The organism is Synechococcus sp. W70.1 (genome assembly GCF_047461515.1).
Classification (GTDB): domain Bacteria; phylum Cyanobacteriota; class Cyanobacteriia; order Thermostichales; family Thermostichaceae; genus Thermostichus.
In genome coordinates this window covers 1-14,362 of record NZ_JANSHH010000002.1, presented here as the reverse complement: position 1 = coordinate 14,362, position 14,362 = coordinate 1, and the positions used below count along the sequence as shown (strand labels likewise).

17 protein-coding genes are annotated in these 14,362 nt (G+C 59.9%); 14 read left to right on the top strand and 3 right to left on the bottom strand.

Going from position 1 to position 14,362, the window contains the following annotated elements:
• Positions 1-22: 22 nt before the first annotated feature.
• The 13 genes from rpmJ (at position 23) to NW808_RS00050 (ending at position 9,474) form a co-directional block, all read left to right on the top strand.
• On the top strand, positions 23-139 hold the full coding sequence (gene rpmJ, locus NW808_RS00110) for a 50S ribosomal protein L36 (protein WP_414395865.1): 117 nt from the start codon (positions 23-25) through the stop codon (positions 137-139).
• A 143-nt stretch (positions 140-282) separates the two neighbouring features.
• Positions 283-666 (top strand): 30S ribosomal protein S13, encoded by a 384-nt coding sequence (gene rpsM, locus NW808_RS00105; protein ID WP_414395867.1) that lies wholly within the window; start codon positions 283-285, stop codon positions 664-666.
• Positions 667-724: 58 nt separating this feature from the next.
• On the top strand, positions 725-1,111 hold the full coding sequence (gene rpsK / locus NW808_RS00100; RefSeq protein WP_414395869.1) for a 30S ribosomal protein S11: 387 nt from the start codon (positions 725-727) through the stop codon (positions 1,109-1,111).
• A 115-nt stretch (positions 1,112-1,226) separates the two neighbouring features.
• A complete protein-coding gene (locus tag NW808_RS00095) occupies positions 1,227-2,219 on the top strand; it encodes a DNA-directed RNA polymerase subunit alpha (protein ID WP_414410446.1) in 993 nt (330 codons plus the stop codon).
• Positions 2,220-2,285: 66 nt separating this feature from the next.
• Positions 2,286-2,636, top strand: a complete 351-nt coding sequence (rplQ, locus tag NW808_RS00090; RefSeq protein ID WP_414395870.1) for a 50S ribosomal protein L17 — start codon at positions 2,286-2,288, stop codon at positions 2,634-2,636.
• Between the two features lie 5 nt (positions 2,637-2,641).
• Positions 2,642-3,487, top strand: coding sequence for a tRNA pseudouridine(38-40) synthase TruA (gene truA, locus NW808_RS00085; RefSeq protein ID WP_414419875.1), 846 nt, complete (start codon positions 2,642-2,644; stop codon positions 3,485-3,487).
• A 5-nt stretch (positions 3,488-3,492) separates the two neighbouring features.
• The gene (rplM, locus tag NW808_RS00080) at positions 3,493-3,948 is read left to right on the top strand and encodes a 50S ribosomal protein L13 (RefSeq protein WP_414360726.1); all 456 of its coding nucleotides are present in this window, start codon (positions 3,493-3,495) and stop codon (positions 3,946-3,948) included.
• A complete protein-coding gene (gene rpsI, locus NW808_RS00075) occupies positions 3,945-4,358 on the top strand; it encodes a 30S ribosomal protein S9 (RefSeq protein ID WP_414419874.1) in 414 nt (137 codons plus the stop codon). The genes rplM and rpsI overlap by 4 nt, the downstream gene beginning before the upstream one ends.
• Positions 4,359-4,449: 91 nt before the next feature.
• On the top strand, positions 4,450-4,674 hold the full coding sequence (rpmE, locus tag NW808_RS00070; protein ID WP_414395874.1) for a 50S ribosomal protein L31: 225 nt from the start codon (positions 4,450-4,452) through the stop codon (positions 4,672-4,674).
• Between the two features lie 53 nt (positions 4,675-4,727).
• Positions 4,728-5,810: a peptide chain release factor 1 gene (gene prfA / locus NW808_RS00065; RefSeq protein ID WP_414395876.1), complete on the top strand. Its 1,083-nt coding sequence runs from the start codon at positions 4,728-4,730 to the stop codon at positions 5,808-5,810.
• A 61-nt stretch (positions 5,811-5,871) separates the two neighbouring features.
• Positions 5,872-8,505, top strand: coding sequence for a bifunctional aconitate hydratase 2/2-methylisocitrate dehydratase (gene acnB, locus NW808_RS00060; RefSeq protein WP_414419919.1), 2,634 nt, complete (start codon positions 5,872-5,874; stop codon positions 8,503-8,505).
• 68 nt (positions 8,506-8,573) lie between these two features.
• Positions 8,574-8,867 (top strand): PepSY domain-containing protein, encoded by a 294-nt coding sequence (locus tag NW808_RS00055; RefSeq protein ID WP_414395878.1) that lies wholly within the window; start codon positions 8,574-8,576, stop codon positions 8,865-8,867.
• Between the two features lie 166 nt (positions 8,868-9,033).
• A complete protein-coding gene (locus NW808_RS00050) occupies positions 9,034-9,474 on the top strand; it encodes an Hsp20/alpha crystallin family protein (protein WP_414410440.1) in 441 nt (146 codons plus the stop codon).
• A gap of 128 nt (positions 9,475-9,602) precedes the next feature.
• Here the strand turns inward: NW808_RS00050 and NW808_RS00045 are convergent, their stop codons facing one another.
• The gene (locus NW808_RS00045; RefSeq protein WP_414419873.1) at positions 9,603-10,871 is read right to left on the bottom strand and encodes a class I SAM-dependent methyltransferase; all 1,269 of its coding nucleotides are present in this window, start codon (positions 10,869-10,871) and stop codon (positions 9,603-9,605) included.
• Positions 10,872-11,043: 172 nt separating this feature from the next.
• On the opposite strand from NW808_RS00045, the gene NW808_RS00040 reads away from it, so the two are divergent.
• Positions 11,044-12,516, top strand: coding sequence for a peptidase M8 (locus tag NW808_RS00040; RefSeq protein ID WP_414419872.1), 1,473 nt, complete (start codon positions 11,044-11,046; stop codon positions 12,514-12,516).
• A 216-nt stretch (positions 12,517-12,732) separates the two neighbouring features.
• On the opposite strand, the gene NW808_RS00035 is transcribed toward NW808_RS00040, so the two are convergent.
• Positions 12,733-13,380: a hypothetical protein gene (locus NW808_RS00035; protein ID WP_414419871.1), complete on the bottom strand. Its 648-nt coding sequence runs from the start codon at positions 13,378-13,380 to the stop codon at positions 12,733-12,735.
• A gap of 361 nt (positions 13,381-13,741) precedes the next feature.
• Positions 13,742-14,362, bottom strand: a 621-nt coding sequence (locus tag NW808_RS00030; RefSeq protein ID WP_414419870.1) for a helicase-related protein, incomplete at its 5' end; no start/stop codon positions are given.

Below are 14,362 nucleotides of genomic sequence, written 5' to 3'. Positions count from 1 at the left end.
CGCTGGTTTTGGCAGGATAGCCATGAAGGTGCGGCCCTCCGTCCGACGAATCTGCGAAAAGTGCCGAGTCATTCGCCGCCGTGGCCGGGTGATGGTCATTTGTCCTGCCAACCCAAAGCACAAACAGCGGCAAGGGTAAAAGTAGGGGACGGAGGAGTGAGGCAGCGCTGGAAACAAGGGGCAGTTGGTGCAGCCTAAGCCATGCCTTTGGCAAGACGCTTCCCGACTGCAACAACTCAACTTTAGGAAGCCAGTTTATTTGTTGGAAAGGTACCCCTAACCATGGCACGAATTGCGGGCGTTGACATCCCCCGAGACAAGCGAATTGAGATTGCCCTCACTTACATCTACGGCATTGGGCTAACCCGCTCCCGCCAAATTCTGGCCAAAACGGGCATCAACCCCGATACCCGCACCCGCGACCTCACCGACGCGGAGATAGCCGCCCTAAGGGCTGTGGTGGAAAACGAGTACCAAGTGGAGGGGGATCTGCGCCGTCAGGAGGCGATGAACATCAAGCGCCTCATTGACATCGGCACCTACCGAGGTCGGCGCCACCGCCTGCGGTTGCCTGTGCGCGGCCAGCGCACCCGCACCAACGCCCGCACCCGCAAAGGAGTTAGGAAAACGGTAGCTGGCAAGAAGAAACCGCCAGCCAAGAAGTAAGTCCTGTTCCCCCCAATCTCCGTACACCTTACTTTAAGTCAACAAGGACGCAGAGGTCATGGCTCAGCAGCAACGGCGCGGACGCAAGGTCAAGAAAAATATCCCCAACGGCGTGGCCTACATCCAGTCCACCTTTAACAACACCATCGTCACCATTACCGATCCCAACGGCAACGTCGTGTGTTGGGCTTCGGCAGGTTCTACTGGATTCAAAGGTGCCAAGAAGGGTACTCCCTTTGCCGCCCAGGTGGCAGCAGAGAGCGCAGCGCGACAAGCCATGGAGAACGGCATGCGGCAGATTGAGGTCATGGTCAGCGGTCCCGGAGCCGGTCGAGAGACAGCCATTCGAGCTCTCCAGGCGGCAGGCCTAGAAATTACCCTCATTCGTGACATCACTCCCATTCCCCACAACGGCTGCCGGCCCCCTAAGCGGCGGCGCGTCTAGGATCCCGACTTTTAGGGAAGCCAAGAGCTTGTTTTTAGAATCCTAGCCCCCTAGCACCAGAGGGGGACTACCTTCTCCAACGCATAGCTAGCCAGACAGACAGGGCTACGCCATGATGCCAACCAGCCGAACCCTCCACCATTCAACCAGCAAAGCAGCAGCCAGTGCTGCTCCCTATCAGACTGAGTGCCTCGAATCCCATCAGGAAGCCAATGGGGCTTACTATGGCAAATTTGCCCTGGGGCCGCTGGAGCGCGGTCAGGGGATCACGGTAGGCAACGCCTTGCGCCGGGTGCTGCTTTCCAACCTCGAAGGCACGGCAGTGACGGCCGTGCGCATTGCCGGGGTAAGCCACGAGTTTTCCACCGTGCCTGGGGTGCGGGAAGACGTGATGGAGATCCTGCTCAACATGAAGGAGCTGGTTCTGCGCTCCAGCTCTCCTGAGCCGCAGGTGGGCCGCCTAGTAGCGCAGGGGCCGGGGGAAGTGACCGCTGAAAAGCTGCAGCTGCCCAGCGGCGTAGAGGTGATCAACCCCCGTCACCACATTGCCACGCTGGCGGAGGGAGCCATCCTGGAGATGGAGTTCATGATTGGCCGTGGACGGGGCTATCGCGCCGTCGATTACGCCGACAGCAAATCCATGGCCATTGACTTTCTCCAAATTGACTCCGTCTTCATGCCGGTGCGCAAGGTCAACTACACCGTCGAGCCAGCCCGGGTGGGGCAGTCTTTGGAAAAAGATCGCCTGGTTCTGGAGATCTGGACCAACGGCAGCCTTACTCCCCAGGAAGCGCTTAGCCAAGCAGCTCGCATTTTGGTAGGTCTGTTCTCGCCGCTGCAGGAGGTTAGCTTTGACACCCCAGCAGCCCCCCAGCCAGCAGAGGACACCCAGAAAAACCAAATCCCCATCGAGGAGCTGCAGCTCTCGGTGCGGGCCTACAACTGCCTCAAGCGGGCCCAGATCCACACTCTGGCGGATCTGCTGCTCCATACCGAGGAAGATTTGCTGGAGATCAAGAACTTTGGCCAAAAATCCGCCGAAGAGGTGGTGCAGGCTCTGAAAAACCGCTTTGGCCTGACGCTGCCCCGCGAAAGGAGCAGAACCTAGCCTGCCCAGGGTGGGGCTCGAAACCCCAAGCTGCCTGAAACTCGAGGACAAAAAGCAGAGGCTACCATGCGCCACCGCCGTCGTACTCCTCATCTCAACAAGCCTGCTGACCAACGCAAGGCTCTGCTGCGGGCCCTGACCACGGCTTTGCTACGGGAAGGGCGAATTGTTACCACCAAAGCCCGCGCCAAAGCCGTTCGGGCCACAGCCGAGAAGATGATTACCCTAGCCAAGGACGGCTCCCTGGCAGCGCGGCGGCAGGCACTGGCCTACATCTACGACAAGGATCTGGTGCGATCCTTGTTTGAGCAGGCGCCCGAGCGCTACCGAGATCGAGCGGGAGGCTACACCCGCATCTTGCGCACCGTGCGCCGGCGGGGCGATGGGGCAGAAATGGCCGTCATCGAGTTGGTGTAGGCTTCATGCAAAGCCGTCGCATTGCCCTAAAGATTCAGTACCTGGGCAGGGACTTTCGCGGCTGGCAACGGCAAGCGGGCCACCGCACCGTACAAGGGGTACTAGAGGAGGCCATTGCCTCGCGGGCCGGGCACCCCGTTACCCTCTACGGGGCAGGTCGCACCGACACCGGGGTACATGCGGCTGGCCAAGTAGCTCACTTCGACACCACCTGCGGCATTCCGCCCACGGAGTGGGCACGGGTGCTCAACGACTGCCTACCGGAAGATATAGTGGTACTGGCTTCAGCGCCTGTGTCAGAGGACTGGCATGCCCGCTTTTCCGCCAGGTGGCGCCGCTATCGCTACCTCATTCTCAATCGCGAGCGGCCAGATGTGTTCTGGCGGCCCTTTAGCTGGCAAGTGCGCTCGCCTTTGCAGGTGGAGCCAATGGCCGAGGCGCTACGCTCCCTTTTGGGGGAGCACAACCTGGAAGCCTTCCGCCGGCGGGGATCCGATCGACCGCACTCGTGGGTGCGGGTGGAGGAGGTGCTCTGCCAACGAGTAGGGGATCTCATCAGCATCGAAGTGCAGGCCAGCGGCTTCCTCTACCGGATGATGCGGCTGCTGGTGGGTTCTCTCGAGGTGGTGGGCCGGGGCGAGCTCAGCCCCCAGCAATTTGTCCACCTCTGGCAACACAACGACTGGAGCCAGATGCGCACCCGCTACAGCGCCCCTCCACAGGGCCTGTGCCTGTTGGATGTGGGCTATGCTAGGGATCCCTTTGGCCAACGCTTTCCGCAGTCTCTGCCCTTCTGGGGATCCCTTTCTTGGCCGGCAGGTGTTCTTTCTCTTGTCCCTTCTCTCTCCTAGCTGCCATGAACAAGACTCCCCTTCCTACCCCTTCCACCTTAGCCCCGCGCTGGTACGTAATTGATGCGGCTGGCCAGCGCCTTGGCCGCCTAGCGGTAGTGGTGGCCAACCTCTTGCGCGGCAAGCACAAGCCCAACTTCACCCCCCACCTGGATACGGGGGACTACGTGATCGTCATCAACGCTGAGAAAGTGGTGGTTACCGGCAAAAAGCGCACCCAAAAGCTCTACCGCCGCCACTCTGGCCGTCCCGGCGGGATGAAGGTGGAGACCTTTGCCCAACTGCAAGCCCGCCTGCCAGAGCGGGTGATCGAGAAAGCGGTGAAGGGGATGTTGCCCCACACCCGCCTAGGGCGGCGGCAATTTACCAAGCTGAAAGTGTACGCCGGCCCCCACCACCCCCACGAGGCCCAGCAGCCACAGGTCTATCCCATCCACACGATCCCAGGAGCCCAAGCATGACCCAGACAACCAGCAACCCGCGAGCTGTCTACTGGGGAACTGGGCGCCGCAAAACTGCCATTGCTCGCGTGCGCCTGGTTCCTGGCACGGGCAAGATCATCATCAACGACCGGCCTGGCGAGGAGTACTTGCAGTACCAGGCAGCGTTCCTGGCCAGCGTCAAAGCGCCGCTGGAGCTCCTTGGCCTAGAGGACTCCTACGACATCTTGGTGCGAGCCCATGGGGGCGGCCTCCACGGCCAGGCCGATGCCATCAAGCTGGGGGTAGCCCGCGCCCTCTGCCAGCTGGATCCCTCCAACCGCGGCCCCCTCAAGGCCGAGGGCTACCTCACCCGCGATCCCCGCGCTGTGGAGCGCAAGAAGTACGGCTTGCGCAAAGCCCGCAAGGCTACTCAGTACTCGAAGCGGTAAGGGCCGGCATTGCCGCGGTAGGTATTAGGTTGATAGACATTTTGATAGACATTTATTTACAGGCTTATACCCACCCAGGGAGGAGGCTCTCATGCCCAAGAAAGGCATTCACCCCCAGTGGTACCCCGAGGCCAAAGTCATCTGCAACGGCGAGGTGGTCATGACGGTGGGATCCACCAAGCCAGAGCTCAGGGTTGAAGTCTGGTCTGGCAACCACCCCTTCTTCACCGGCACCCAAAAGATCATCGACACCGAAGGGCGAGTGGAGAAGTTCATGCGCAAGTACGGCATGAGCAGTGGCAAGAAAGCCCAGTAGAGCTTTCCCTTGCCTTGCTCAGGACGGCTTGGGTTCCTTGCTGACTTAGACCTATGGCTTCTGCTCAACTCATCGAGCAGCTCAAAAATGTCGAAGCTACCTTCCAGGAGCTGACGGTGCGCCTGGCGGATCCCGAGGTGGCGACAGACCCTGCGGAGCTGCAGCGAATCGCCAAGGCCCGCTCCTCCCTGGAAGCAACGGTGCAGGCCTTCCATGACTGGCAAAAGCTAACTCGCGACCTCAAGCAGACGGAGGAGCTTTTGCGCGAGGCGGCCTCTGACCCGGAGCTGGAGGCAATGGTAAGGGCAGAGCTGGAGCAGCTGCGCGCCCGTCAGGAGCAACTGGAGGAAAAGCTTACCCTGCTGCTGCTGCCCCGGGATCCCAACGACGAAAAGAACATCATGTTGGAGATCCGCGCTGGCACTGGGGGAGAGGAAGCAGCCCTGTGGGCAGCTGATCTAGCCCGCATGTACACCCGCTATGCCGAGAAGATGGGCTGGTCAGTGCGCTTGGTCAGCCTCTCTGAGGGCGACATGGGCGGCTACAAAGAGGCCATCCTGGAAATCCGCGGCGATCAAGTCTATAGCAAGCTCAAGTTCGAGGCCGGTGTGCACCGGGTCCAGCGGGTACCCATCACGGAAGCCCAGGGGCGCATCCACACTTCGACGGCCACGGTAGCGGTAATGCCAGAAGCGGACGAGGTGGAGGTGGTCATCGATCCCAAAGATATCGAGATTAGGACAGCGCGTTCCGGCGGGGCAGGGGGACAAAACGTGAACAAGGTGGAAACGGCGGTGGATCTCTTCCACAAGCCCACTGGGATCCGGGTCTTCTGCACCGAGGAGCGCTCCCAGCTGCAAAACCGGCAGCGGGCCATGCAGATTTTGCGGGCCAAGCTCTACGAGATGAAGCTGCGCGAGCAGCAGGCCTCCATTAGTTCCGCCCGCCGCATGCAGGTAGGAACAGGAGCCCGTTCAGAAAAAATTCGCACCTACAACTACAAGGACAATCGGGTTACCGACCACCGCCTCAACCAAAATTTCCCGCTCGAGCCAATTTTGGAAGGGGAGCTGGACGAGTTAATCCAAGCTTGTATTGGCCTATACCAAAAGGAGCTGTTGGCGGAGCTCTCTTGAGGAGGGCTGGGTTCTTTCTGGCGGTAGAATAATGCCTGCGTCAGTGACCCAAGGAATCCTCATGCTGGCTGAGTACCGCCAACACGCTGCCGCCCGTGCGGCGCAAGGGATCCCGCCACTGCCCTTGAATGCCGCCCAGACCAGCCAGGTGTGCGAGCTGCTTAAGGATCCCCCGCCTGGAGAGGAGGCTTTTCTGTTGCACCTCCTCACGGAGCGCGTCCCGCCGGGGGTGGACGAGGCAGCCTATGTGAAGGCCGGCTTTTTGGCCGCTGTGGCCAAGGAGGAGGTGCGCTCCCCCCTCATTCCTCCCTTGCGGGCAGTGGAGCTCCTGGGCACGATGTTGGGGGGCTACAACGTCCAGGTACTGCTGGAGCTGCTGCAGGATAGGCGGCAGGAGATCGCGGCGGCGGCGGCCCGCGCCCTCAGCCACACGCTGCTGGTCTTCGATGCCTTTCACGACGTACTGGAGCTGAGCCAGGCCGGCAACGTCTATGCGCGGCAGGTGCTCGACTCTTGGGCCGCTGGGGAGTGGTTTACTGCCAAGCCGCCTCTAGCTGAGGCCATCACCGTCACGGTGTTCAAGGTTGCCGGCGAAATCAACACCGACGACCTCTCCCCTGCCGCCCACGCCACCACCCGCCCAGACATCCCCCTTCACGCCCAGAGCATGTTGGAGTCGCGGGCACCGGGGGCCATAGCTGCCATTGCTGAGCTCAAGCGCCGCGGCCATCCGGTGGCCTTTGTGGGGGATGTGGTGGGCACGGGATCCTCCCGCAAGTCCGCCCTCAATTCCCTCCTTTGGCACATTGGCCACGACATTCCCTATGTGCCCAACAAGCGGGCCGGGGGCGTTATCCTGGGGGGCACGATTGCACCGATTTTCTTCAACACCGCCGAGGATGCGGGCGCTCTGCCCATCCAGTGCGATGTCTCTCCATTGGAGACGGGCATGGTGGTCACGATCTATCCCTACGAGGGCGTAATCCGCTCCCAGACGGGCGAAATTCTCGCCAGCTTTTCCCTGCAGCCTGTAACCTTGCCGGACGAGGTGCGGGCCGGGGGCCGCATCCCCCTTTTGATTGGCCGGGCCCTCACCGACAAAACCCGCCAGGCCCTGGGGCTGGATCCTTCTCCTCTCTTTATCCGCCCCACCCCGCCCCCCGACACGGGCAAAGGCTATACCCTGGCCCAGAAAATCGTGGGCAAAGCCTGTGGCTTGCCAGGGGTGCGTCCTGGCACGAGTTGCGAGCCCCTGATGACCACCGTGGGATCCCAGGACACCACTGGCCCCATGACCCGCGACGAGCTCAAGGAGCTGGCCTGTCTGGGCTTTAGCGCTGACCTGGTGCTGCAGAGCTTTTGCCACACCGCCGCCTATCCCAAACCGGTGGACATCCAAATCCACAAGGAGCTGCCCGACTTCTTTGCCTCGCGGGGAGGGGTTGTCCTGCGGCCAGGCGATGGCATCATCCACTCCTGGCTCAACCGCATGCTCCTGCCCGATACCGTCGGCACGGGGGGCGACTCCCACACCCGCTTTCCTCTGGGCATCTCCTTCCCCGCTGGATCGGGTCTGGTGGCCTTTGCCGCGGCCATGGGGGTGATGCCCCTCAACATGCCGGAGTCGGTGCTGGTGCGCTTTAAGGGGGAATTGCAGCCTGGGATTACTCTGCGGGACCTTGTTCACGCCATTCCCTACGTGGCCATCCAGCGGGGGCTGCTTACCGTCGAGAAGCAGGGCAAGAAAAACGTCTTCGCTGGGCGAATTATGGAAATCGAGGGCCTGCCCAATCTGAAGGTGGAGCAAGCCTTCGAGTTTACCGACGCCTCGGCAGAACGCAACTGCGCCGCCTGCACCATTAAGCTAAGCGTTGAGAGCGTTGCCGAGTACCTGCGCTCCAACGTGGTGCTGCTGAAAAACATGATTGCCCGCGGCTATCAGGACGCCCGCACCCTGCTGCGGCGCATTGCCAAGATGGAGGCCTGGCTGGCCAATCCCACCCTGCTGGAAGCGGATCCCGACGCCGAATACGCCGCCGTCATCGAGATTGATCTCAGCACCATCACCGAGCCAATTGTCTGTGCCCCCAACGATCCCGATAAAGTAATGACCCTGAGCGAAGTCCACGCCCAGCACGCAGCCGGCAACCCCGATACGCCCATCCACATTGACGAGGTGTTCATTGGCTCCTGCATGACCAACATTGGTCACTACCGCGCCGCTGCCAAGATCTTGGAAGGCCAGGGGCGGGTTAAGGTGCGCCAACTGTGGATCTGTCCCCCCACGCGCATGGACGAGGCGCAACTGCGTGCTGAAGGGGTGTACAGCATCTTTGCCGCTGCTGGAGCGAGAACAGAGATGCCTGGCTGCAGCCTGTGCATGGGCAACCAGGCTCGCGTGGCCGATGGAGCCACCGTCATGTCCACCTCCACCCGCAACTTTGACAACCGCATGGGCAAAGGCGCACGGGTCTATCTGGGATCCGCCGAGCTGGCTGCTGTCTGCGCCCTCTTGGGGCGGATCCCAACGGTGGAGGAATACCGGCAGATCGTTGCCACCAAGATCCAGCCCTTTGCCGGCGAAGTGTACCGCTACCTCAACTTCCACGAGATCCCTGGCTTTGAGGACGAGGGACGGGTCATCCCCAGAGAGCAAATGCCCAAGCTGGAAGAGGCGGTGGGGATCCAGTCTTGAGCAGAGGGGCAAAGGCGTCGAGCCTGCTACCATGGCAGGATGGTGGCGCTTACCTGGGAGCAAGCCTAATGGCCCTTAGTCAAAGAATCCTCCGCCGCATCCACCGTGCCCTGGCCCCTATCGTGGCCTTGCCCTTGCTGGTGACGGTGGTAACGGGATCCCTCTATCAAATGGCCCGCCTCACCGGAAACTTCGACTACTCCTGGCTCATCCAAATCCACAAAGGACAGTGGGGCCCCCTCGATCTGCAGGGGGTTTACCCGTTCTTAAACGGACTGGGTCTGTTGGTTATGGTAGCTACTGGCCTGAGCCTGTGGTTGCAAACAAGCTCCCACCGCCCCTATCGGCGTTCAGAGCCCTAAGGGCTTTTGCTTGCTTTTCGTAGGGGAAATACCCCAACAGATTTCTAGAAAACTCTACACCTTGATTGGGCCAGACGGCTTAGGCTGATGTACGGAGGCTATGCTAAAGCCTCCGAGGCAAAGCTTAAAGAAAATCAACCAAAATCTCCTCAGGAGGTGGGTGGATATGGCCCTTGTTCGCTGGGATCCCTTTCGGGAAATTGACGAAATTCAACGGGAAATGAACCGGATGTTCGACCGGCTGATGGCTCGTCCTACGGAGACCGAGGCGTTTGCCTTCGTGCCGGCGGTGGAAATGCACGACGATCCGGAGACCATTACCCTGAGGCTGGAGCTGCCCGGCCTGAACCCCCAAGATCTGGATATCCAAGCGACAGCGGAGGCAGTCTCCATCAGCGGCGAGCGGCGCTTTGAGAAACGCTCCGAGGACAGAGGCGTAACCCGCAGCGAGTTCCGCTACGGGCGCTTCCAACGGGTGATCCCGCTGCCCAGCCGGATTAAGCACGACCAGGTGAAGGCGGAATACAAAAACGGGATCCTCACTCTCACATTGCCGAAGGCGGACTCTGAAAAAGCCCAAGTGGTCAAGGTGAGTGTTGTCTCCTAAGGCGGGGAGCTAAGGCTGCCCTAAGGTTATCCGCTAAAGGCAGGTGGTATGCCTGCCCTTTTTTGCGTTGAACAAAGATTCCCCAGCGACTGCCTAGCAGAAGCAAGCTATAGCCGTAGGGGAGTATGTCAACGCAGCGGAGAATTCAGGAGGATGACCAGGCGTTCTTCCAAAAACTTCAGGTTGGCCAACACTTGACTAAACGCTTCTTCCTGGGTCCAGTCCATGATCTCCATGGTTTTGTGAACCAGCGATTGCACCGGCACCGGCAAAGGGCCGAAGACATCCACCAGCCAGCGCACCGAGAAAGGATCGATGGTAATGTTCCCCTCAGCTCCCGGCCAGCCGTTGATGTTGACAGGGCCGTTGTCGCGAATGGCGTTGAGAAAAGCCTGCTTGGCATCCAACCTCACCAAAAGGGGGTGGGCTTGTACGGTGCCGTTCCACCATTCGTCGTTTGTAAACGGCTCGGGCTTGGGAATGCCGGGGTGCCCGCACCAAAAATCAATCAAGCGGGTCATGTTGGGGAAAATCAGCTCGATGAAGTGAAGTTTTTGCTCCTCGCTTAGCTTATTGAGTTGCCGCATCGAGTAGGGCACTGGCTTAGTCAAGACCCTCTCCAGCTTCCACTGCTGCCAATTCACCATGCTGATAAACTCAAGACCGGCCTGCCTCAACATCTCAAACACTTGGGGCACCGTAAAGCCCTTGTCGCTGCGCAGCAGGAAATTGGCCAGGATACCCGCTGTGGTTTTGATGGCATCTCCTTGCCAGTGGCTTTTGACAAAGCTGGCGTCTGTGAGCGCTTCCATCACCTCCCGCAGCAGGGGCACCGCTTTAGCTGCCGGCTCATCCATCACCCCCAGCAGCTCCATGGCCTCCTGCATGTTGAAGATAAACTGACGCTGGTAAAGGCTGTGAACATTGGTGCGGATGATCCCATCGGGCTTGAGCACCTGCCGCATGCCTTTCAAACCGGCAACTGGGTCGTCCAGGAGGTAGAGAACGTCGTTGCAGGCAATAAAATCAAACTCCTCCCCCAGCGCGCTCATGTCGGTAATGTCCATAACGTAAAAGCGGGCGTTCTCGATCTTGTGGAACTTGAAACGCTGCTCCGCTATCTTGATGGACTCTGGGGAAATATCTACTCCCACATAGCGGGCGCCGGGGTTGGCTGTTGCCACAACTAAGGTTTCCCAACCGGAGCCGCAGCCGGCATTGAGGATCACCTTGCCTTCCGGGGATACCACCTTGCGATCCCTTAGGTACCTGGCCGTCGTGATGCTGTTGGCAAACAAAGCAAAGTTGTCGGTAACCGTCTGCTCAATTGGCACATTTGGGTAGGGAAACTCGTCAAACTGCGCCTGGACGGGGTTAGACACAGCGGTCTTTGCCATGGTGATCTCCCTGCTTTTAGGTATCCCAACACTCTTAGCACGTACCCTATCGTACTGCACAGCAAGCAAAAGACTGAGGCAAATCCAGAAAAGCCTGAGGATGGTATAGTGGTGGGGTGTTTTGTAACTACCTAACCTAGAATTCAGGAGAGTCGGGAAGAGGGATCCTTCGATGAGCCCCCGCAAGCGGCTGTTGCGGTTGATGTCCACTTTTTCCCTTGGAGTCCTGGCTGCTTGTGGGCCAGCCAGCGGGCCCAGCCTCCTCAGTCGCCCAGAGACTTCATCGCCCGCCCCAGAAGGAGGCGTTGCTGCTTACTACGACGGCAACCCGCAATCGGTAACCATCCGCGATGCCGCCATTGCCTTTGCCATTGCCAGCAGGATCACCCAGCCCAGCCAGATTGTTAGCTTTGTCAACAACGTCTTGAGGCTACAGCCCCCCCTCACTTTGGCCGAGGTGACTGGCGCCAACCCCAACCCTGTCGCCATCTCCGACTTTGATGGAGACGGCACACCAGGCACCATGCGGGATGCCGCCATTTTGTTTGCCATTGCCACTTTGCAGACCCGCGATGCCAACCGCATCAACACTTTCGTCAACACCGTTTTGCGGCTGCAACCTCCCCTCAACCTGACGCCTGAACAGGCAGCCAGATTGCCAGGGCCGGGATTTGTTCCGCCCACAGGGCTTCCAACCGCCTCGCCTTCGCCGTCACCACCCCCCCCACCGGAAGATCCATCGACACCAACCCCCTTGCCAGTTCCACCAACGCCAACGCCCTCACCTCCTCCACCAACGCCAACCTCCTCGCCATCTCCGTCTCCTGGTGGGTTTAACATCGAGATTGAGTTTATCGACAACAGCCTCAGCCCCTCCCAGCGAGAGGTTGTGCTTCGGGCAGCCCGGCGGTGGGAACAGATCATCACCGGCGACTTGCCCGACGTCGCCCTAACTCTGCAGGCTGGCTCCTGCAGAGCTGGCTTCCCCCCGACTCCTCTGGTCAACCGGCCGGTGGATGACCTCTTGGTTCAGGTAACTGGCGCTCGGCTTCTCTCCGGCCCTACTAGTGATGGTCCGGGTAGCCTTCTGGCTCAGGGAGGCCCCTGCGGCCCTTGGAGGTCTGGGATTGGGGACGGCCTCTATCCCTATGGCATCATCGGGTTCGACCCAGCAGACCTGAATCAGCTGGAGGCCCAGGGCTCCCTCTTTGACGTTGCCCTGCACGAGCTGGGCCATGCTCTGGGGTTTGGCCTCGGCGAGAAGTGGCGTTCTCTTCTCCTCAACAGCGGCACCTCCAACCCGCGCTTTGCTGGCCGGCAGGCCACTGCTGAGTACAACAGCCTGGGCGGATCTGGGAATGTGCCGGTGGAGGTTGAGACACCTCCCGAAGGTCACTGGCGGGAAACCCTAGGGTTGGAGCTGATGACGCCCTCTCTGCCACCGCCACCTGCACGCCCTGCTCTTAGTCGCATTACGGCTGCAGCCATGCAGGACCTGGGGTACCCAGGCGTTAACCTGGCTGCTGCGGATCCCTCCTATACCCTGCCTCCAGAAGGGCGCCGCCTGCCCCCAGGGGAGGGGCTTTTCCTCGGGAACGATGCGGTTTTTGGCCCAATTGGGGGAGAGCTCCGCTTGCTTCCCTGAGGACCTGCTAACCCCAGGGAGATGCCCAGCCTAGCCTAGGGCGGCAACAAAAAAAGGCCCCGCTGGGAGTCTACTAGGAGAAGGGAAGCGAGACGCAGCTCTTGTCCTAGGACAAGACCTGAGCTGCCGATGGTCCTGCGGCTGTTGCCCGGCATGGCCACTTTGGCATAGAAAAGGCCCCTCAGTGGGGGCCAAAAAGGAAAGAGGTGGGAAAGGTTAGGGACAAGAAAGGCCAGCACGGTTCTCTGCATATTGATTGTCTGGAGATGATGTAGAGAAGCCGGTGAAGGTGTTGCCAGTGCGAACCACAGTTCCCGCCTGTTTATAGATAGCAATACTGTTACTACCTGAAAGAGGAGCGTTTGTGTTTGTGAAGGTGTTGCCTTGCACAGTCACAGTGCCAGTAGCGTTAACACAAACTCCAATTGCTATTGCTGGGGAGCTTCCTTCTCTTACCTGAATTGACGATCCTTCCACTCTTCCAGAAGCAATGGGGCCTGCGAGGAGAACAGAGAAAACATTGCCTCCTGAGGCTTGAATCGCGCTCAAGCTTACAGGGCTTCCAACCACCTCCACAGAGCCGACAGTTGTGTTCCCATAGATACCTACAACGCCCTTAGCGTTCCCTGACCCTGCAGCCACAACGGAACTACCATTAGTGACCTTCAAGGTACCACTGCCCTGGTGAAGAATGCCAGTAACAAAGTTTTGGTTGCTTGGAATGCTAATGTCTACGTTCTCAAGAGTAACAGTGCCTAAAACTGATGATGTTACATGAACACATTTGTCGCCTCCACCAACTGCCGTGGCCCCGCTAGTGGTAATACCTGTGCTACCTGCGCAGTCAATAACCATGTCTTTCAAAGGCGTGCCCCCCGCCCTGAGCTCAATGGCAGCTGCAGCAGTTCCAGTACCGCCGGGATCCTTGCTGATAATTCTAAACCCTTGCAGCTTGTTGCCCCCCTTGAGAATTAAATACCTACCGTTCAAATCGAGCTCAAAGTTAACGCCAGCGTCAGGAACTATCGTGATGGATCCAGTTGCTAAATCGGCACTTTCGATATTGTTAGAGCCAGCAGGGTTGACCGTCTCGACACCGCTACGAATGATCCTTACAATAACATTTGTCCCGCCCCCAAGACCTGCTGCGGCTTGAACGATAGGAGACTCTATAGCTTTTTCTACGGTTCTAAATGGCTGAGCAGGTGAAGTGCCCGGGAAGGTATCAAGACCAAAAACCGGATCGACATAGAACTGAGCAGCGGGGGTTGGCGTTGGAGTCGGCGTCGGGGTAGGGGTGGGAGTGGGGGTCGGGGTGGGGGGGGGGGTGATTGAGGTCGGCGTTGGCCGCCTGGCCCCGCCGCCCCACCCGGCCCCGGAGCTGGTAGAGGGTGGCGAGGCCCAGGAGGTCCGCCCGCTCAATGAGGATGGTGCCCGCCTCGGGGACGTCCAGGCCCGCCTCAATGATGGTGGTGGCCAGGAGGACATCGTAGGCCCCTTCGGCGAAGAGCGTCATGGTCTCCTCAATAAGGCCCTCGGGCATCTGGCCGTGGACCACGCCGATCCGGGCCTCGGGCACCAGGTCCTCCAGGTAGCGCCGCCTGGCCTCTATGGAGGCCACCCGGTGGTGGACGTAAAAGGCCTTGCCGCCCCGCTCCAGCTCATTTAGGATGGCCTCCCGCACCAGGAGGGGGTCAAAGGGGGCGAGGAAGGTCTTGATGGGCTTCCTCCCCGGGGGCGGGGTCTTGATGCTGGAGAGGTCCTTGAGGCCCACCAGGGCCGAGTAGAGGGTCCGGGGGATGGGCGTGGCCGAGAGGTAGAGGGTGTCCACGTTCTCCTTGAGCTC